The sequence below is a fragment of the Bacteroides sp. GM023 genome (assembly GCF_014750685.1).
Classification (GTDB): domain Bacteria; phylum Bacteroidota; class Bacteroidia; order Bacteroidales; family Bacteroidaceae; genus Bacteroides.
The window spans coordinates 473,057-493,095 of record NZ_JAAXGE010000002.1 but is presented as its reverse complement, the minus strand read 5'-3'; the positions used below and the strand labels follow the sequence as shown (position 1 = coordinate 493,095).

Sequence of the window (20,039 nt, the reverse complement as noted above, 5' to 3'; positions counted from 1 at the left end):
TCGCTAATCCCTTTTTCTGTTTCAGGCTACTTTCTTCTTTTTGTCATAGAAGAACATAAAGTAGACACCTATTATAATGAATGGAACGCTTAACCATTGTCCCATATTGAACATCATACCGTTCTCGAAGTCTTCCTGATTCTCTTTCAGGAACTCGATAAAGAAGCGGAAGGTGAAGATATACGTCAGACAGAGGCCGAAGAAGAAGCCGCGATGCAGTTTCTTACTGTAATTCTTATACAGGTAAATCATGATGAAGAACAGGATAAGATAGGCAATAGCTTCGTAAAGCTGTCCCGGATGACGGGGGAGCATATCCACACGTTCGAAAACAAATGCCCAGGGTACATCAGTCGGTTTACCGATAATCTCAGAGTTCATCAGATTGGCAAGACGAATGAAACAGGCCGTGATTGGCGTAGCTACGGCAATCATATCCAGCACATCCATATAATGAAGTTTCGTCTTACGGCAATACAGCCAAAGGGCAACTATCAATCCTAGTGTACCGCCATGGCTGGCCAATCCTTCATATCCGGTGAATTTCCAGTTTCCATCCGGCATGAATTTGATGGGAAGAATCATCTCCCAAAAATGAGACAGGTAATATCCCGGGTCATAGAACAAGCAATGCCCCAGGCGGGCACCGATTAGAATACCAAAGAAACAGTAAAAGAAAAGCGGGTCAAACTTCTTCTCCTCTATCTTTTTATCCCGGTACTGGTAGTGAACAACAACATAAGCAAAGAATATTCCTACTGCCCACAATAATCCGTAATAACGGATAGAAATGCCGAACAGGTTGAATAGTTCGGGGTTCGGGTTCCAGTTGATGGATAATAGCATGGCATTCATTCTATATTGGATTAATGTTAATGATTAGATTCTTTGAATTTCTCCGCAACCATCCGGTAGGTCGGTATATCGACTCCTTGCTCTTCGGCCGCTGTAATCATGTCGAAGAGCAAGCCTTGTATCTCGGACTCGTGTCCGCGTGCCAGGTCTTTCTGCATGGAAGCGGTACTTTCGGGGTCGAGCTTATCAATCACTTTCAGATTATAGCTGACGGGATCTTCCGGAAATTCAACGCCCAACTTCTTTCCTAAAGCGGCGCTTTCCGTAGAAAGTCCGATAAATGTATCCCGCACCTTTCCCGGTTTTTGGACTTCGCCCATCGGAACATCGTAGTAAGCACCCGTTAGAGCCATGGCAGAAATGAACGACCATTTGATGAATGTATCCCGGTTGATATCCGGTGAAAGGTCTACCTTTATACCTGCTTCCTGCAATTCTTCCCGGATGGCTTCCAGTAATCCGGGTTTGACAACAGTGCCACGGTGAGCACCATATACTAACCGGAATATTTTCCCCATTTGGGTGATTTCTCCTGTGCCGGAAACGAAGCCTACGATATAGATACAACCATCCAGGACAGTGACTCCCGGAACAAGTTTCTGTATGCGCGGTCCTGTTCCATATACATTCAGAATAGGGATGACAACCGTATCTTTGTGTGCTGCTCTTTTTATCAGTTCTACGATGGAATCGACCGAATAACCTTTCACGCATACAAATATCACATCTGCTTTCCCGTTAAATTCTTCAGCCGTAGTTGCCGGGATTCGGAGCGTATGTTCGCCCTTTAAATTCGACTTCAGTTTCAGACCGTTTGTCTGAATCGACTGCAAATGAGCTCCACGGGCAATACAAGTTACATCTTTGCCTGCCAGCGACAAGAATCCTGCGATACTGCCGCCTACACCTCCGGTTCCTGCAATGAGATATTTCATGTTGTTAGCGAATTAGTAATTAATAAGTCGTTGGTGATTACCGATAATCACACGTTGAAACGGAAATGCATGATGTCGCCATCCTGTACGACATATTCTTTTCCTTCCACACCCAGTTTACCGGCTTCCTTCACGGCTGCTTCCGAACCGTATTGGATATAATCTCCGTATTTGATTACTTCTGCACGGATAAAACCTTTCTCGAAATCGGTATGGATAACACCTGCACATTGCGGAGCTTTCCATCCCTTTTCGTACGTCCAGGCACGTACTTCCTGTACGCCGGCTGTGAAGTAAGTTTCAAGATTCAATAATTTATAAGCTGATTTGATAAGACGTGCCACGCCCGATTCTTCCAAACCTACCTCGGCAAGGAACATCTGACGGTCTTCGTATGTTTCCAGTTCGGCGATGTCCGCTTCTGTCTTGGCTGCGACAACGAGGATTTCTGCATTCTCGTCTTTCACGGCTTCACGTACCATATCTACGTATTTGTTTCCGTTTACCGCGCTTGCTTCGTCTACGTTGCAAACGTACATCACCGGCTTGCTGGTCAATAAGAACAGTTCGTGGGCAATCTTCTGTTCGTCTTTCGTTTCGAAAGTGACAGTACGTGCCGACTTGCCCTGTTCCAATGCGGCTTTATACTGGATCAGTATATCATATGCCTGTTTTGCAGCTTTGTCACCACCTGTTTGTGCCTGTTTCTGTACCTTTTGGATGCGGCTTTCGATAGTTTCCAAATCCTTCAATTGAAGTTCGTAGTCGATGATTTCTTTGTCGCGGACAGGGTTTATACTTCCGTCTACGTGCGTCACGTTCTCATCGTCAAAGCAACGAAGAACGTGAATAATTGCATCCGTCTCACGGATATTGGCAAGGAATTTATTTCCCAGTCCTTCACCTTTGCTTGCGCCTTTCACCAGTCCGGCGATATCTACGATTTCTACTGTTGTAGGAACAATTCTTTGGGGATGTACCAATTCTGCCAGTGCATTCAGACGTTCATCGGGAACGGTGATTACACCTACATTCGGTTCAATTGTACAGAAAGGGAAGTTTGCCGCTTGTGCCTTTGCGTTCGACAAACAGTTGAAAAGTGTTGACTTACCCACGTTCGGTAGTCCTACAATACCACATTGCAATGCCATATTAATCTATTATTTCTTTTATTATCAATAGGATACATATAAGTGAACAACAAATTGGCGACAATGTCCGGATAAAAAAGAGTGTTTGTTACCAAGTTGCCCATTTTAGTTTGCAAAGATAATCATTTTTGAACTAATAAAGGAAACTTGGTGCACTTTCTGTCTTCTCATTCCACAGTTACCTTGAAACGGCATTTATCTGCGCCACCCAAAACGGTTTCTATTATTTCCACGCTGATATTCTTATCGGGCAATAAATTTCCGATAATATACAATACACTTTGGCGTGAACATTCGCAATGTGATGCATCCTTTACTTTTCCGCTTTTTACGTCCGGACAGACGCACGCAGGATAACCAATCTCATAAATATGTCCTTTTTCGATTGTCTTTGCGGAAAGCCATTCTGTATTTCCGTACCGTTTGTACTGTTCGTCTAGGCAGCAACCACATTCTTTGAATTGCTTTCTTTGCATTGGCAATATGGTATCTTTGACACACTTTATCGCTTTGTCTTTATAATTCATTTTATTCTCCTTTTTTAATTCGTTTTCTATTTCCTGATTCATATATTTCATACCTCTTTCTTCATAACTGGGATATAGATATCTGTCACCAACTCCGAAGCCGGAGTCTTTTCGGGTGTGTCGATATAGGTTTCAAAAGTAAACTGCTCCCGTAGAGCATAATCGCTTGTCGGCAACCAGTCAAGGTAAATATGGCGATATACCCTGTTTAGCTGATGATAAAATCCTTTGAAGCGAAAGACGGAATATTCTCCCGCAGGAATTTCATAATGGCCGAAGCCTTTGGGAATCCTGAATGATTGCGGCAATGTCACCCCTACCATGAAACGTATCTGTTCTTCCGGCGTAATCAATGGATAGTCGAGGGTCAGACTTATATATTTGCATCCTTTTGATGATAATTCATGGTTTTCAGAAAATTGCAGCAGTTGTCTCCATAGGACAGAAAAGCTATGGCTGACATTCTGTGTCCTTTCCAGTTTCAAATACGCGACTCGGATTCCTGGTATTTTTTCAATACTAAAGTCTATTTGTATGGGGTTTTTTCTTTCAGGACTGACTTTTGAATGTTTTTCGCGAAACTCAGGTATAGAACAATTAAAATAACTTTTGAATGCCCTTGAAAGAGTATGCTTGTTCTGATAATTGATTTGGCTGAGAAGTTTCGGAACACTTACATCTGTTGTTATTAACTTAAATGCAATATATTCTAATCTTAATCTTTGAATGTAATTTCCAATATTCTCGCCACAAACTGCTTTAAAAAGCCTGCGGAAATGATATTTGGAAATAGATGCAATCTGTGATAGTGTATCAGAATCAAGTTCGTCAAACAAATGACGATTGATGTATTCCTGAACTTTTATAATTAATTCGTATTGTATATGGGCAGTATTGACCTTCTGTTCCACCTCTTGATATGCGGAAGCCGCTTGGACATAACTTCTCTCAATTCCTCCGATGTGTAATTAATACCTGTCTCTCTATAATATTCTTCGGGAAAAAGTCCCCAAAGGTAAATGAGATAATCCATTGAAAAGTCATATAGTTTGACTCCGTTTTTCAGACAATACTCGCAATATTCCTCATTCTGTTCTAACCCAAGATTATTATAATCAATCTCTAATGGGATTCCGCAAGTTTGGCAATATTTTGTTTCAGTATTGATTTTCATAAGCTTTCTATTATTTAAGTGCAAAGTTACTCAATAGATTATGCAAAAGGTTACCATAAATAGCTATTTTCCGTTTACACGTTTTAATTTAGGTAATGAGGTGGTAGTTGAACTTTGTCGTGCTTTGGGCTATGGCTGGCTTTGACTGCTCAAAAGAAAAGCCAAACAAAGGACATTACTCGCACATTATTAAACGATTGTCCTTGTTTGGCTGATTCTAGCTTTTTATTCGTTACTCACAAGGTGGCACTTCGGAAATACTACCGTATCGGTGGTACTCGAAAGAGATGCTTTGTTCCTGGATATAGTGTAGCAGTTCGATGCGTCCTTGCTTAACGGGCGGTGCTGTCGCGATGTACATATCATATTCCGCGGCTACTTCATACATTTCTTTGGGAATATTGGGTGAACAAGTCCGTATTCTTGCATAATCTATCATCACCTCCAGGAATTTCTCCATTGGCTCTTCCCTTAGTTTGCAACCGGTTTCGGCAAGTGCGGCGCTACGGTTGTCTGTCGGGTCGAAGCTGATGACGAGCGGTGTTCCGCAGGTCTTTGCCGCATGGGCAATCATCAATGCTTCCTCGTCCGTATCCTCTGGAAATAGACGCAGAATCATTTCATACAGAGGCAGATAACGGAAAATATTCTGTTCTCCGTATAGCTTGTTGATGTCTTTGGCTTTTGAGAATTCTTCCTGCCAGGCTTTCTCGTAGCTTTGTTTATAATCAGTCTTGCTGTCCGGCTTGTCTGTGATTTCTACAAAGCAAGTGCAATAATTGGGGCCGCCCGCTTTGAGGCCGCCACCAAAAGCGGACATATTCATTCCGCCGAATGGCTGGCGGTTGACGATTGCTCCCGTAATTCCCCGGTTGATATACAGGTTTCCTGCCGATAGGGTGTCCTTCCACAGTTTCTGTTCAGCTTCGTCGAGGCTCTGTAATCCTGAAGTCAATCCGTAGTACAGGTCATTGACCAGGTCAATACCTCTTTCGAGATTATCAATGCAGCCGACACTTAGTAGCGGGCCGAATAACTCGGTGTCGAAAGAGGGGCTCCCCGATGTTACTCCCCATTTTACGGTGGGGGCCAACATATATTCTTTCTCGTCGATAAAGCGGGGTGGAACCAGCCACGACTCTCCCGGCCTGAGGTTGAAGGCTTTCAGCAGCTTGTCGTTCTTGTTGGTAATCATCGGGCCTACCATATTTCCGGCATTCCAGACACTGCCTACTTTCAGACTTGTTGCCGCGTCTTTCAGTTTGCTTTGGAAGTTCTCGTCTTCGTAGACCGAACGTTCTACTAGCAACAGTGAGCAGGCGGAACATTTCTGTCCGGCATTGCCGAAGGCGGAAGCGACGATATTCATGATAGCATGGTCGCGGTCGCCCGATGCCGTGAGGATAATGGCGTTTTTGCCACCGGTTTCTGCGGATAGTGGAGTTGTCGGAGCAGTCTTTGCGATATTTTGGGCGGTATCCGTGCCGCCTGTCAGTATAATATGCTTGACGGCGGGAGCGGTAGTCAGTACTTTCAGTGCCTCCCGGTCGGTAATGATGACCTGTAATGTCTCTTTGGGTACTCCTGCATCCCAAAATGCCTTGGCCAACATCCAGGCAACCGGAGCCGCCACAGTAGCAGGTTTCAGGATAACCGTGTTTCCGCCCGCCAATCCTGCTACTATGCCACCTACGGGGATAGCGCAAGGGAAATTCCAGGGAGAAATAACCAGTATCGTTCCCTTCGGCTTTATCTCTATATCATCCAATGCGGCAAACTTCTTCATCGCCGTTGTATAGAAACGGGCATAATCTACCGCTTCCGAAACCTCCACATCACCCTCAATCACCGTTTTACCCGTCACGGCACACATACAACCTATCAGGTCGCCTCTCATATCTGCCAACCGGTTGGATGCGTCATACATAATCCGATGCCGTTCTTCCAGCGTGGTCTTTCTCCATCCGGCAGGATCTGCTTCTGCAATCCCGATAATCTTTTCCACTTGCTCACTGTCCGCTTGTGACATTTCACAGATACAGACTTCATCATTCTGACAACGGTCGAGGTATTTGTAACGACTTTCGCATACTACCGTTTCCGCACCTATCTGCAACGGAATGATTTCCGGTTCTTCCGTCCCGTTTTTCTTCCATTTGGCAAAGATACGACGTACCCATTCCTGATTCTGTGGCAAATCGAAATCCGTATCCGGCTCATTCTTCATCGTATCTGACGGCGCAACGGGGGTATAAGGGAGATTACGATTCTGAATACGTGGCGATACATGAGTAATATTATCTTTCATCGCATACGCATCTTCAAACTGCTTCGCAAGGAAATCCCATTCTTTCGTATTCGGTTTCAGATTGAAAGAGTGGGTCAGGAAGTTGTCAGGCGCCGTGTTTTCATCCATCCGGCGGACAAGATAAGAAACTGCATTCAGGAAATGCTCGTTCTTGACTACCGGAGTATAGAGAATCACCCGATTGCCGAGCATAGACTGGGCACGCCATAGATGATTGGCCATTCCCTCCAGCATTTCAAAAGTCATAAATTCGGCTGTGCCATACTTCTGAGCTAGCAAATAAGCGTAAGCGATAGAGAACAGATTATGAGAAGCTACGCCAAGATGCAATGCCTTGGCATTTTCGGGCATCAATGCCCGTTCCAACAGGTGCAGATAGTTGGCATCCACTTCCGTTTTGGAAGGAAGAATCGGATTTGGCCAACCTCTCAGGGAAGAAATAACCGTTTCCATCTCCAGATTACACCCTTTCACGAGACGCATCTTGATAGGAGCACCGCCTTCCGCCATGCGGGCTTTGGCAAATTCCAACAATTCCGTTTGGAAATCATGGGCATCCGGCAGATAAGCCTGAACAACGATTCCCGCAGAGTAATTCTTAAACTGTGGCAAACTAAGCACAGTCTTGAAAAGACGCAATGTGAAATGCGCGTCTTTGTATTCTTCCATATCCAAATTGATGAATTTGGATTGTTTTGCCCCGGTTTCGTCTATATATGGGAAATCAATAGCCTTCTGATAAAGTGCAGACATTCGTGAGACGAGTTCAGGAAAACTTTCCTCATAATTCAGGGAATGCGTCTGAGCGTATATTCCCGATATTTTCACAGAGATATAATTAATATCGGGTGATTCCAATGCTTCCAGATAATGGTGGTAGCGATAGTCGGCTTCCCCATTGCCAAGCACTACTTCACCCAGCAGATTTACATTCTGTCCGATTTTCTCTTGTGCACGGGTAGCGAGATGCTTTGTGAGTTGCGGACGTTCCTCATTGATGATGACTTGCGAGGTATCCATACGCAAACGCTTTTTGATAATCGGAATAGCGATAAAATCGAAATGATAGCCGAATGCCTGGTACATCTTGAATAAGAAAGCATCCCGTTTGTTCAGAAATTCGGGTACGCCGTATTGGTCGAGAAGGGTCTTGATGCGTTTGGCAAGTATTTTCCGGTCACGGATTTGCGATGATTCATCGAGCATCTTGACCAGGAACTTCTTGTCTTGCGGACGCTGCACCATGACAGCGTATTTATGCTGTTCCCGGCGTTCGGCCTTGGTAATGGTATCTTCACAAGTCTGATATAGCTTGAGTACCCACTCCTGCACTTCGGCAAGGGTCGGTTGAAATTGTTTGTCCATAAGAATTTGTTCTATGTAGATTGTGGAAAATGAAGAAAAGAATCTCAAATTGCAATTTACATATCACGAAAGGTGGGGCTGAACATAACAGCACGGTAGCGATGCAGGGTTTGCAACGCTTGCTGCGAGAAGCGGTCGAACAGATACTGTTGTTTCATATTCGTCGTTTTTTAAAGTTATTAGAAACGAAAGGCTTACACTTCTCACAAAGATAAAAATAAATTGTTGATTTTCAAGTAAAAGGAGAAGAAAATGCAACGCAACTGCGCTAAATTCGTGTTTCAAAAGATTTAGTATGAGTTGACTTATTTCATAATGTAAAACGCTACAGAAATGAGCCAAACCTTTTAGGCTATTTTATTCCGCAGATTAGTTATCAATACCTATTTCATTGCCTATTTTTATTTCGTATGACTATAGTCCCCCTTGCGTATGACTATAGTTATGCGCAAGGAAGACTATAGTTATCTTTGCGCATAACTATAGTTAAACGAACTAATAGTAGGCAATCGAAATAATATAATTAGGTAATCAGAGAAGTCCAATCAACATCAAAACTATATATGGACTATTATTCGGTTCATAACGGTGTAGAAATGAATCAAATGCTATTTTAATTTCTTTTTCTACCTAATCTAATTAATTTCATTACTTACTCTTTTTGCGTTTGACTATAGTTGGACGCAAGAGTAACTATAGTGCACCTTGCGTCCAACTATAGTGGAACGCAAAGTACACTATAGTGGAACGAAATAAAAGTAATGAATGAGATAAATTCGAATAGTGAATCAGTTATATAAAAATGCCTATAGGAATCAGTAGAAATAAGGGGAACAGCCGGATGAATCCATTTGCTCCCCTTCGGGTTGCTAGCCTCTAAAATATATTGTAAAAGGCAAGTAGCAACATCTGAATGTTACGTTTTCGACCTTATAGCCGTCAGATGCCAGACGCCCCCGCCTGATTTTACTTGTCTTTATAGTCATTACAAGATAATGGTTCTTATCCTTTTGCAAACGCATAGACATAAAAAAAGCGGAAGGGTATTTACCTATCCGCAAATGAGGGAGTCCAAGCCCTTGCACACAAACAGGAAACACCCCCCGCCTATTGCAGGGAGCATTCGTCTGTTTTCGTGTGTGCTTGATAATTTGGACTTTTCATTTGCACAGAAACCAGCTAAACGCTTTTTTATTTAAAATGTAAATACATGTCGCGCTACGACCGTACAAAGATAGTAAATTATTGAATCAATAACCGTTCAGGTCTTTCTTTTTTCATTCAATGGTTTGATTTTCTTTTTTACCGGGTACACTGATTTTAAGAGTCTTAATATTTAGCTTGATATTTCTTATAAAAAATAAGGAATAGAGTGAACCCGATTAAAGCGAATGGAACCCCTGTAAGTGCCGGATAGCGGTATCCGCTGCTGATGGCAAGTCCGCCTGCATAGGCACCGATAGCATTTCCCAAATTGAAAGCGACCTGTACACAAGCGGCTCCCAACATCTCTCCGCCTTTGGCTACACGGATAATTAACACCTGCTCCGGACTGGATACGGCAAACAGCCCTGCCGTACAAAGACACATTAGCAAAGCTGCCGCCCATTTGTAAGGTGAAAGGAAGAAAATAAGCAATAGCATAATGCAGATAAGTGCCTGCGCAGCAGTTCCCACCTTTCCGGGAGTGTAACGGTCGGAGAGACGTCCACTAATCAGATTTCCCATTACCATTCCGAAGCCGGCAAGAATCATTAAAGGAGTAATACTTTCGGCAGAGAAACCGGAAACATGAGTCAGCATGGGATTGATATAGCTATACCAGCAGAATACACCACCATTTCCCAATGCCGTAGCACCGAGAATCAGCCATGGAGCCGGAGTTTTAAGAAAGCGGAATTGTCCCTTGAAACCTGTATCTTTCAATCCTTCCACGTGAGGAACCCAGCGCCAGATATAATACAAGATAACAACTCCCCAAATACCTACCAACAGGAAGGTGGCACGCCAGGAAAGCATAGTACTTAGAGAAGTTCCCAGCGGTACGCCGAAAAGGTTGGCAATAGTCATTCCGGCAATCATAATCGAAACTGCTTCCGAACCTTTTCCCTTGTCAGCCAGTTTCTCGGCAACAATGGAACCCACGCCGAAGTATGCTCCATGAGGCAGACCGGAGATGAAACGGGCAGCGAGCAACACCCAATAATTGGGAGCCATAGCCGCGCAGATATTACCTACCATAATCAAGGTAACTAATACTAAGAGAATATGTTTCAACGGATATTTGCGAGCCAGTGTCAGTACAGGTGCGCCAACACAAACGCCTAAGGCGTAAGCTGAAATGAAATGTCCCGCCATAGGGATGCTGATACCTAAATCTTTTGCCACGTCGGGCAATATTCCCATCATTACAAATTCGGCAATACCTAATCCAAGCGTACCGAATGCCAATGCAATAAGACTTTTCTTCATACGAAACTATACCTAATACTGTTACTTTTTACCTTAATTATCTGCCGCTGCTTTTTTTCGGCTGCAAAGGTAAAACAAAATCAGTCAGAGTGAGTTCGCACGGGTAAATTTTGATTTAAATCAATTTATACAATACCTCATTAAAAGTAAGGTAATACATTTAATGAGGTATAATATGATATATGAACTATGGCTAATTATCTATTCTTTCCAATTCTTGCAAATTCTTCAAATATTTGCAAGAATTGATAAGGTTAAGTAATTGATTTAACTATTTCATCAAACATTTCTCCTTTTACATATCCTTTCTTTACTTTATTGAGTGATATTTCATCTATTAGTTTTCTTTCTACAAGACCGTCAATATCATTTTTAGCAGTAGTATGAGTGACAGAAAACCTGTTCTGTAGTTCTTTTACAGTAAATAATATTTTAGGATTATCATTAATAAGCCTAAGAATATCTGCCTGGCGCTCGTTGATATTATCTAATTTGTAGAATACAGAAGCCTGGTGTTTCTGCTCTAATTTACGTTTAATGTAGGTTTGTAGTTCTTTAAAGGCAAGTTCCAACACCCGGAGGTTATAAGCTATGAAATATCCCATGTCTTTCTCATCAGCTTCCGTGTATAAGTAAGCATTTTCATAGGACTTTTTTGATTTGGCAATGACTCTTGAAATAGATAAATATTCAGTCAACCAGTAGCCACTTTTTAGCATATACCAATAGAACAGGGCTCTTGCTGTACGTCCGTTTCCATCCACAAAAGGATGCATATAGGCAATCATAAAATGAATGATAATGCCTCTGATTATCGGATGAATAAATACTTTGGGGTTGTTCTCATTGAAGAATATGCATAAATCTTCAATAAACGGAAGAATGTCTTCATATGGAGGTGGTGTATGTACTACTTCATGCGTTATGGCATCTTCCACCACTACTTCATCGTTCGTTCTGTATCTCCCGGCATCGGCAGGGTTTTCTAATGTCTTTTCGGTCATTAAAACATGAATTTGTTGTAATAGTCCGGATGATAAAGGGGTGTTTATATTTTGAGTTATAAAGCGTATGGTTTGATAATTGTTGAATATCATCTGCTGAGACTTGTCTTGTGGAGAAAGGCTTTTTCTCAACATCTCCTTTGCTACTTTTCTGGTGGTGGCGGCTCCTTCCATTTGACTGGAAGATATGGCTTCTTCCATTAATGAGCTAATTAGATATTGCTCTTTGTTTTCTGCCGGAATGATTGAGCTGCTTCCCCAGGAACCACCAAAGTTCATATCGAATTCGTGGCACATTCGTTGCATAGCATTGGTTATACTGATAGATATACCATACTTTTTCCATACGATAATTCGTTTTGCTTTTCGGGATGCCTTTATGTAGCACCACAATTCTTTATTGGATATTCCATCAGGAGTCCTTTGATATTTTATATCAGACCAGTAACTATACTTATCATTGTTTTTTTCTATGATTGCTTTGAGTTTTTCAAGCGGTTCAGTAAGAAGAGCACTTAAGTATTCATCCTGGCTTATTTGAGGTGGAAGTTCAATCATACTATCACTTGTTTATATTATATTTTGGTCTACAAATATAACTCTTTTCTTTCCAATTCTTGCAAATGTTTGAAGAATTTGCAAGAATTGGAAAGAATAATAACTTTCGGGCTGATGCCAATTTAAATTTCTATCAACTATAAAAGATAAAATTGAAATATTTAGTGGTTTTATCTACTATAAAAGATAAAATCATTATTTTTGTATCAAAACTCATTTCTTATGAAATTAATAAATCGTCCTCAATATACGAATAGAATCAGACCTTTTATTGGAAAAGGGCTGATAATCGTTTTAACCGGTCAGCGTCGTGTAGGTAAAAGTTGCATTCTACAACAATTGATGGGTGAATTGTCTCAAAAGGAAAATGCTAATATCATTTATATCAACAAGGAGAAAATCGAATTTGATTTTATTCAAAGTTACATGGAACTTTCAGAGTATGTAGATGAGCATTTGGTCGTTGAGAAAGAGAACTATTTGTTTATTGACGAAGTGCAGGATATAAAAGAGTTTGAGAAAACTTTGCGAAGCCTGCAAGCTGATGATGAGTGCAATATTTTTATAACCGGAAGTAATGCAAAAATGTTGTCAAGTGAATTGGCGACTGTATTGTCCGGAAGATACATTGAGTTTCATATCCAAAGCCTTAGCTATGAAGAATTTTTGGAATTCCATCAACTGGAAGACAATGACCAGTCATTAATGAAATATATGACCTATGGCGGGCTTCCACAATTGTATAGAATCGGTTTGGACGATAGGGATTTAGCATTGGACTATCTCCATAATATATATAATACGATTATGCTGAAGGATGTGATTGCCCGTGAACAGATTCGCAATGTCCCTTTTTTGGAGAATCTTATTTATTTTGTCAGTGACAATATAGGCAAACTGATATCCGCATCAAGCATAAGCAAATATATGAAATCGCAGAATGTAGAGGTTACAGCTACCGTTGTGCTGAATTATTTGAGCTATTTTTGCAATGCTTTTATTATAGACAAGGTTTCCAGATATGACATTCATGGAAAACGGTTGTTGGAGTCAAATGAAAAATATTATTTTGAGGATTTGGGGTTGAGAAATACATTGGCTGGTATCAATCAAGTGGGTGATATAGAAAAGTTGATTGAAAATGTAGTTTATCTTCACTTGAGAAACTTAGGATTTGAAGTCCTTGTCGGTCAATTCAGGCAAATGGAAATAGATTTTGTAGCTAAAAAGAAAGGAGCGATTATTTATTTTCAAGTTACCTATCTATTGTCTTCAGAAGAAACGATAGAACGGGAGTTTGGTAATTTACAATTGATAAAAGATAATTATCCTAAATATGTGATTTCACTTGATTCTTTCTATTCGGGGGGCAAGCGTGATGGAATAATATTACTTCATTTGAGGGAGTTCTTGAAAATGAGCTTCTGACTATAGCTTTTGATAAGTAATGATTCTTTTGCTCTATTTTCATGGAATGTGAAAATAGAGCAAAAGCTAAGAAAATAATCAGATTATTAGATATTTACATATATTGTTTTTAATCAGATACATGAATCTAATGTGTCTATAAACGTTTTTAACAATCCAATTGATGGGCTTATTGTTTTTTTTATCCAATCAGTAATATCTTTCAATACTTCCGGACTGATAGTCTCTTCCAGTTGTCCATATTCGGCCAATGTCCCTTTTTCGCAGGTCTGAAACAGATGATTTAAGTTCGGATAGGCTTTTACAGTTACCTTCTTATTTCCATTTTCACTGATTCTTTGTTGGATGGCTGTCAGGTTCATGGCGGCATCCACTTGAATATCCTTTTCTCCGTTTAACGCAAAAACGGGACATTTAATTTTCTTCATGTCCTTGGCGGGGTCATATCTCATAAAATGGAGATACCACGGTGAAGTCATTGAACTGATTTGGGCGGAAATCTGCTGTACGGTATTCAAATCCTTCAGTTGTTCGGGCGACATGCTTTTAGTAACGTCTGCATATAGTTCTTTTTGCAGTTCGCCCGTTGTTTTATCCGCCTGTTGCAGCATGGCATATCTGTTTCGTACAGACGGTTTCATTCCTTGCCAAACCACATCCGGCATTCCCTGGGATTTGGAAATTGATTCTACTTGTTTCAGCATCAGGCTGTCACCTCTTACCCCGGCTCCTGCCAATGAAACAATAAATGCAACCGACGGGTCTTTGGCAGCTACGATGAATGCTATAATTCCGCCTGCGCTATGTCCAACTATGCCAATCTTCTTTGTGTTTATTTCTTTTCTGCCACGCAGATAGTTGATGGCAGCTTCCGTATCTGTTACGAAATCCTCGTTGGTAGCTGTTGTATGGTCACCTTGCGATGCGGCTGTTCCTCTGTCGTCACATCTCAGCACTGCGATTCCGTTCCGGGTCAGATAGTCGGCGATGACAAGAAAAGGTTTATGTCCCATAATCTCCTCATTCCGGTCCTGTGCGCCGCTGCCTGTCACCATAACCACTGCCGGAAATTTACTTCCCTTTTCGGGAAGAGTCAGTGTTCCTGCAAGATTGATTCCTGCCTGTTCATTCCTTACCGTGACTTCTTCGCTTCTATAAGGGAAAGGCGGTTGAGGCTCTTGCGGACGTTTGAGGGGAGCCGCTTCTCCCTTTTCCAAATTCAGCGGCATGGGTATTCCTTGCGTGAAAGTTCCACTTATCGTATGATTACTGCTCAATTTGCCTTTGTAGGAAGCATGGATAGAAGGTATCTGAATCGTCACTATGGAGTCCTTGAAAGAAGTGGATTGCGTCTTTATGCCGTTGGCGCCCTGGTCGGGGCTGTCGAGTGTTGTCACATAAACTCCTTGCTCTGTTTGATTGATGTGGAATACGATAGTCAGCGAACCGGTGGGGACAGTTAGTTTTCCGTGCCAGGTGCCCGAAATATCCTGGGCAGATATGGAAGATGAGAAGAACAGTCCGGTCAGTAGCCCGGTAATGGCAATAACGATATGGAAAGCTTTCAATATTTTCATAAGAGAAAAAATTAGATGGTTGTAATGATAGCTGTATGATATGTACAAAGATAACTATTCTTTTGGCATGTGAAAATGAGTACCGAACTTATTTTTCTTTCAGGAATATCGAAGGATGGACATAACTCCCCATTATTAAACATCTGTTCTATATAAATAAGCAAGTGGTGGCTACATTTGCATTGTTATAAACTACACATAATAGTATGAAAAATGTAATCTATCTTGTTCCTGCGTTGTCGTTAGTAGGTTGTACCTCTCAACAAGTAGAAGAAAAGCCGAATGTGATTGTGATTCTTGCCGATGATTTGGGCTTTGGTGATGTCAGTGCTTATGGTTCCACTACCATCCAAACTCCGAATATCGACAGCCTGGCACATGGCGGAGTTTGTTTCACGAACGGATACGCCACTTCGGCAACGTCCACTCCCAGCCGTTATGCCCTGATGACCGGAATGTATCCGTGGAAAAATAAAGACGCGAAGATTCTTCCGGGTGATGCCCCTCTTATTATCAATGAAAACCAGTTCACGCTGCCGAAGATGATGCAGCAGTGCGGCTATGTGACCGGAGCCATCGGAAAGTGGCATTTGGGTATGGGCGACGGAAACGTCAACTGGAACGAAACCGTGAAACCGGGCGCGAAGGAAATCGGCTTCGATTACTCCTGCCTGATTGCGGCGACAAACGACCGTGTCCCGACCGTTTACGTAGAAAACGGAGATGTGGTAGGACTCGACCCGTCCGACCCTATCGAGGTGAGTTACGAAAAGAACTTTGAAGGCGAACCGACCGCCATCTCCCACCCGGAAATGCTGAAGATGCAGTGGGCGCACGGACACAATAACTCAATAGTAAACGGAATACCCCGTATCGGATATATGAAAGGCGGCCAGAAAGCCCGTTGGAAAGACGAGGATATGGCGGACTATTTTGTAGATAAGGTGAAGAATTTCATTACCGGACATAAGGATGCTCCCTTCTTCCTCTACTATGGCTTGCACGAACCCCATGTTCCACGTGCTCCCCACGAACGTTTTGCAGGAAAAACAACAATGGGGCCTCGTGGTGATGCCATCGTTGAGGCGGACTGGTGCGTCGGTGAACTGCTCGCCCATCTGAAGAAAGAAGGATTACTTGAGAATACGCTGATTATCTTCTCAAGTGACAACGGCCCGGTTCTGAATGACGGATACAAAGACGGAGCAGCCGAGCTTGTCGGCGACCATCTTCCCGCAGGCGGATTGCGCGGTGGTAAATACAGCTTGTTTGACGGCGGCACGCATATCCCCCTGTTTGTCTATTGGAAAGGGAAGATTCAGCCGGTAGTATCCGATGCTTTGGTTTGCCAGGTGGATATTCTCGCTTCTCTTGCTTCCATGGTGAATGCCGGCTTGCCGGAAGGGCTTGACAGCCGGAACTATCTGGACGCTTTCTTCGGCAAGGAACAGACCGCCCGCAAAGATGTAGTCCTGGAAGCACAGGGACGTATGGTCTACCGTTCGGGCGACTGGATTATGATGCCCCCCTACAAAGGTTCGGAACGGAACCTGACCGGAAATGAACTGGGCAACCTGGGCGAATACGGACTCTTCAATGTAAAAGCCGACCGGACACAACATCAGAACGAAGCGGCGCAACATCCCGAACTGCTGGATTCCCTGAAGCAAGATTTCTTTGCCGAAGTAGAGGGATACTACCGCAGTGAAGTAGAAGAAGAACCACTAAAGTAAGGTCAAATGTCTTTTTGAACATAACTCCCCGGTGATAAAACAATCGTTCTACCCTGGGGGGATTTATTTCTCTACCTTTGTTCTGTTCGATAGTGAACGATTAACCTTGAAGATTGATGATATGAGAAACACCGTTTTTTTATTCTTCCTTATATTATTGATTGCTTGTCGCTCCGAGTCTCCTTTGACACTGCTGCCGGAGTCCCGTTTCCAAACGGAGATAGACGGCAAGCCGGTTTCGCTTTATACACTCTCCAATCAAAACGGACTGACGATGCAGGTAACCAACTGGGGCACCCGTGTGGTATCTCTTTGGACACCCGACCGCCGGGGCAACCTGGATGACATCGTTCTTGGTTATGACAACATCGACAAGTATCTGAATAGCCGTGGCTTTTGGGGAGCCACAGTCGGTCGTTTCGGCAACCGCATTGCTAACGGGCGTTTCTCATTAAATGGAGAAACCTTCCAACTCTCCGTATCTGACAACGGCCAATGCCTGCATGGGGGCGATAAAGGCTTCGACCGTGTAGTATGGAACGTCGATTCCATAGCCTCGGACTGCCTCTCCCTTTCCTATTATTCAAAAGACGGGGAAGAAGGTTTTCCTGGAAACCTGACGATAAAGATGACCTACTCCCTCACCCCCGCCAACGAATTTCGCATTGACTATACAGCCGTAACAGATAAAAGCACCCCGGTGAATCTCACCCATCATTCGCTGTTCAATCTGAAAGGCGAGGGAAACGGTTCCATTGAATCGCATCAACTATGCATTGCGGCCGATTACTATACACCGGTAGACAGCGTACTGATTCCGACGGGTGAAGTGGTTTCAGTAGCCGGAACACCGTTCGACTTTCGTTCTCTGATACCGATTGGCGGGCAATTGGAACGTTCTGACGCACAATTAGCGCAATGTCATGGATTTGACCATAACTTTGCCTTGAACCGGAAGACGACGGACGAACCGGAACTGGCGGCTTCCGTCTACGAGCCTTCTAATGGGCGTTGCATGGAAGTATGGACTACCGAGCCCGGACTCCAGTTTTATAGCGGCAATTCATTTGACGGCAGTATAAAAGGGAAAAGCGGAAAGAGCTATGCGCCCTATGGAGCCCTGGCTTTGGAGACACAGCATTTCCCGGATTCCCCCAATCAGCCGGATTTCCCTTCCACGATATTGAATCCGGGGGAAGTCTATCATCAGGTTTGTATCTATCGGTTTAGTGTGAAATAAAGAGTTCAACCTTTTTTTAAGTGATTTATTATGAAAAAAAGTATGTATATGAAAGTGAAGGCCTTTTTAATGTTTGTATTGCTGTTCTTATGTTCAATGGGAACAAAGGCGCAGGAATTGGGAGCAAACTATAACGAAAATATAGACTACCCGATTACTGAAATAGAGATGCTGAAGAAATCGAAAGTGACCTGGGTGAGAGGATTTGTCAATGTCCCCCAGTTGTTTCTCCAAAGTGAGAATGGAAAGATTGTGGGTGTGAAAGAAGATGCTATCAGAACACATATCCCCACGCTGAAATATATCCAGGCAAAGAAAGCATTGGGCGACCAGGTGAAATTTATGTTGAGCCTGAAGATTCCTTTTGAATCTTATACCGACCTTGTCCCGGAAGTGGGCAGCGCAGAAATGGAATACATTTTCACTGCGGTGAAACTCTTGCTCGACACATACAATATGGCGGAGAACATCGACATCCTGGTGATGGGTAACGAACCGGAATTTGAGAACAAGAACACGACTACCGGAGAATCCGATGCGGAAGGCTATAAAGCATTCCTGTATGAGTTTGCCAATCGGCTGACTACCTGGAAACAGGAAAACGGCTGGACATTCGACATCTTCGCCGGAGCGCTGAACCGTGTATCCGAACTGCTAGGAAGTACGACTGTCCCCGCTGTGGTTTCGGTAGTCAACACGAATCCGAATGTAGTGGGGCTGGACTTGCATATCCATGCCCAGTATATCGAGCAGGCAGAGAACGACTTAAAGAGAATCCGCAATTACTACGGAGTGACCAAGAAGATAATCAGCACGGAATTCTCTATGGTGCGCGCATTGAATCCGTATGTAGCCACTACTTTGGGAACTTGGGGAGCCAATAACGGCTATTCTGCCACGATGAAACTCTATGAATATCTCAACACGGTAGCCGAGAAAGCAAGTGCCGGCACTCCGGTCACTTCAAGCGAGTTTCAAAGCCTGTTCCATAGTTTCTCCTGGTATCCGAAAAACTGGTACACTACTTTCTATGAGAAGTTCAAGCAATACGATACGTATGCCATTACAGGACGTTTCAGCGTTGTTCCCGGTGGAGCCAGGGCTGTTTACGACGCAAGTACGGAGATGTGGGAACTTGGCGGTATTTATCTCTCCCGCTATTTGGGCATTGATGAAGATGGCCTGTACACTCCGAGCCCTTTGGTATATCATGATTTCATCGCTATCCAAAACGGGCAGTCCGTCTCCAGGTTTGTAGAGGGACAGAAAGAAATCTTTATCCAGTGGGGAACCGGAGTCGACAAGACCTGCCAACTGGTAGTTAAGGATGAAAGCGGTAATACGACCTCACAGGCATTGCCGCAGGATGCCAATTACACGCTTATCGAGAATCTGCTTCCCGGAAAATCGTATCATATCTCTTTAGTGAAGACTGATAACAGTGTGGCATGGGAAAGAGACATCAAGACCAAAACGAAAGTGCGTGACTTCCCTATGCTGAAATACCAGCAAGCAGGTGACTATATGCTGGTTCAGGTACTGAACCTGCCCGGAGATGTCGCTTCCTATAAAATGAAAATGGACGGACGTGAAATCGGCAGCGTGAATCAGAGCCTGGGCGGACAAGTGCTTTCGGTGGATATCACCTATAACGATGGCTCGGTAGAAACATTGTCTACATCAATTGTGAAGTAATTATCTTAAATTTATTC

General features: G+C 43.1%; 12 protein-coding genes and 1 pseudogene. 4 read left to right on the top strand and 9 right to left on the bottom strand.

What is annotated here, in order from left to right; translation table 11 throughout:
• Positions 1-21 precede the first annotated feature (21 nt).
• From lgt to HC965_RS04440, 8 genes and pseudogenes are all read right to left on the bottom strand, one after another.
• Positions 22-855, bottom strand: a complete 834-nt coding sequence (gene lgt, locus HC965_RS04475) for a prolipoprotein diacylglyceryl transferase (protein ID WP_191030327.1) — start codon at positions 853-855, stop codon at positions 22-24.
• A 17-nt stretch (positions 856-872) separates the two neighbouring features.
• Entirely contained in the window at positions 873-1,790 is a 918-nt protein-coding gene (locus HC965_RS04470) for a ketopantoate reductase family protein (protein WP_191030326.1), read from the bottom strand.
• A 47-nt stretch (positions 1,791-1,837) separates the two neighbouring features.
• A complete protein-coding gene (gene ychF / locus HC965_RS04465; RefSeq protein WP_191030325.1) occupies positions 1,838-2,941 on the bottom strand; it encodes a redox-regulated ATPase YchF in 1,104 nt (367 codons plus the stop codon).
• Positions 2,942-3,108: 167 nt separating this feature from the next.
• Positions 3,109-3,519: a hypothetical protein gene (locus tag HC965_RS04460; RefSeq protein WP_223854699.1), complete on the bottom strand. Its 411-nt coding sequence runs from the start codon at positions 3,517-3,519 to the stop codon at positions 3,109-3,111.
• Positions 3,516-4,642, bottom strand: a pseudogene (locus HC965_RS04455) (GyrI-like domain-containing protein). Before HC965_RS04455 ends, HC965_RS04460 begins: the two are co-directional and overlap by 4 nt.
• Before the next feature lie 232 nt (positions 4,643-4,874).
• Positions 4,875-8,315: a bifunctional proline dehydrogenase/L-glutamate gamma-semialdehyde dehydrogenase gene (locus HC965_RS04450; protein ID WP_191030324.1), complete on the bottom strand. Its 3,441-nt coding sequence runs from the start codon at positions 8,313-8,315 to the stop codon at positions 4,875-4,877.
• Between the two features lie 1,329 nt (positions 8,316-9,644).
• Entirely contained in the window at positions 9,645-10,787 is a 1,143-nt protein-coding gene (gene araJ, locus HC965_RS04445) for an MFS transporter AraJ (protein ID WP_191030323.1), read from the bottom strand.
• A 254-nt stretch (positions 10,788-11,041) separates the two neighbouring features.
• On the bottom strand, positions 11,042-12,349 hold the full coding sequence (locus HC965_RS04440; protein ID WP_191030322.1) for a Fic family protein: 1,308 nt from the start codon (positions 12,347-12,349) through the stop codon (positions 11,042-11,044).
• A gap of 222 nt (positions 12,350-12,571) precedes the next feature.
• Between HC965_RS04440 and HC965_RS04435 the strand changes: the two genes are divergently transcribed.
• Positions 12,572-13,777, top strand: a complete 1,206-nt coding sequence (locus tag HC965_RS04435) for an ATP-binding protein (protein WP_191030321.1) — start codon at positions 12,572-12,574, stop codon at positions 13,775-13,777.
• 113 nt (positions 13,778-13,890) lie between these two features.
• Here HC965_RS04435 and HC965_RS04430 read toward each other — a convergent pair whose 3' ends face one another.
• On the bottom strand, positions 13,891-15,354 hold the full coding sequence (locus HC965_RS04430) for a S9 family peptidase (protein ID WP_191030320.1): 1,464 nt from the start codon (positions 15,352-15,354) through the stop codon (positions 13,891-13,893).
• A 206-nt stretch (positions 15,355-15,560) separates the two neighbouring features.
• On the opposite strand from HC965_RS04430, the gene HC965_RS04425 reads away from it, so the two are divergent.
• From HC965_RS04425 to HC965_RS04415, 3 genes are all read left to right on the top strand, one after another.
• Positions 15,561-17,087 (top strand): sulfatase-like hydrolase/transferase, encoded by a 1,527-nt coding sequence (locus HC965_RS04425; RefSeq protein WP_191030319.1) that lies wholly within the window; start codon positions 15,561-15,563, stop codon positions 17,085-17,087.
• Between the two features lie 121 nt (positions 17,088-17,208).
• Positions 17,209-18,327 carry an aldose epimerase family protein gene (locus HC965_RS04420; RefSeq protein ID WP_191030318.1) on the top strand — a complete coding sequence of 373 codons (1,119 nt, stop codon included), beginning with the start codon at positions 17,209-17,211 and terminating at the stop codon, positions 18,325-18,327.
• Positions 18,328-18,369: 42 nt separating this feature from the next.
• Positions 18,370-20,022, top strand: a complete 1,653-nt coding sequence (locus HC965_RS04415) for a hypothetical protein (protein WP_191030723.1) — start codon at positions 18,370-18,372, stop codon at positions 20,020-20,022.
• Positions 20,023-20,039 lie beyond the last annotated feature (17 nt).

What these genes read in the sequence shown, in the direction of transcription:
- HC965_RS04430 (WP_191030320.1), bottom strand. Translation starts at nt 15,354, where the DNA reads ATGAAAATATTGAAAGCTTTCCATATCGTTATTGCCATTACCGGGCTA.
- HC965_RS04420 (WP_191030318.1), top strand. Translation starts at nt 17,209, where the DNA reads ATGAGAAACACCGTTTTTTTATTCTTCCTTATATTATTGATTGCTTGT.
- lgt (WP_191030327.1), bottom strand. Translation starts at nt 855, where the DNA reads ATGAATGCCATGCTATTATCCATCAACTGGAACCCGAACCCCGAACTA.
- HC965_RS04460 (WP_223854699.1), bottom strand. Translation starts at nt 3,519, where the DNA reads ATGAAATATATGAATCAGGAAATAGAAAACGAATTAAAAAAGGAGAAT.
- HC965_RS04440 (WP_191030322.1), bottom strand. Translation starts at nt 12,349, where the DNA reads ATGATTGAACTTCCACCTCAAATAAGCCAGGATGAATACTTAAGTGCT.
- ychF (WP_191030325.1), bottom strand. Translation starts at nt 2,941, where the DNA reads ATGGCATTGCAATGTGGTATTGTAGGACTACCGAACGTGGGTAAGTCA.
- araJ (WP_191030323.1), bottom strand. Translation starts at nt 10,787, where the DNA reads ATGAAGAAAAGTCTTATTGCATTGGCATTCGGTACGCTTGGATTAGGT.
- HC965_RS04415 (WP_191030723.1), top strand. Translation starts at nt 18,370, where the DNA reads ATGTATATGAAAGTGAAGGCCTTTTTAATGTTTGTATTGCTGTTCTTA.
- HC965_RS04470 (WP_191030326.1), bottom strand. Translation starts at nt 1,790, where the DNA reads ATGAAATATCTCATTGCAGGAACCGGAGGTGTAGGCGGCAGTATCGCA.
- HC965_RS04435 (WP_191030321.1), top strand. Translation starts at nt 12,572, where the DNA reads ATGAAATTAATAAATCGTCCTCAATATACGAATAGAATCAGACCTTTT.
- HC965_RS04425 (WP_191030319.1), top strand. Translation starts at nt 15,561, where the DNA reads ATGAAAAATGTAATCTATCTTGTTCCTGCGTTGTCGTTAGTAGGTTGT.
- HC965_RS04450 (WP_191030324.1), bottom strand. Translation starts at nt 8,315, where the DNA reads ATGGACAAACAATTTCAACCGACCCTTGCCGAAGTGCAGGAGTGGGTA.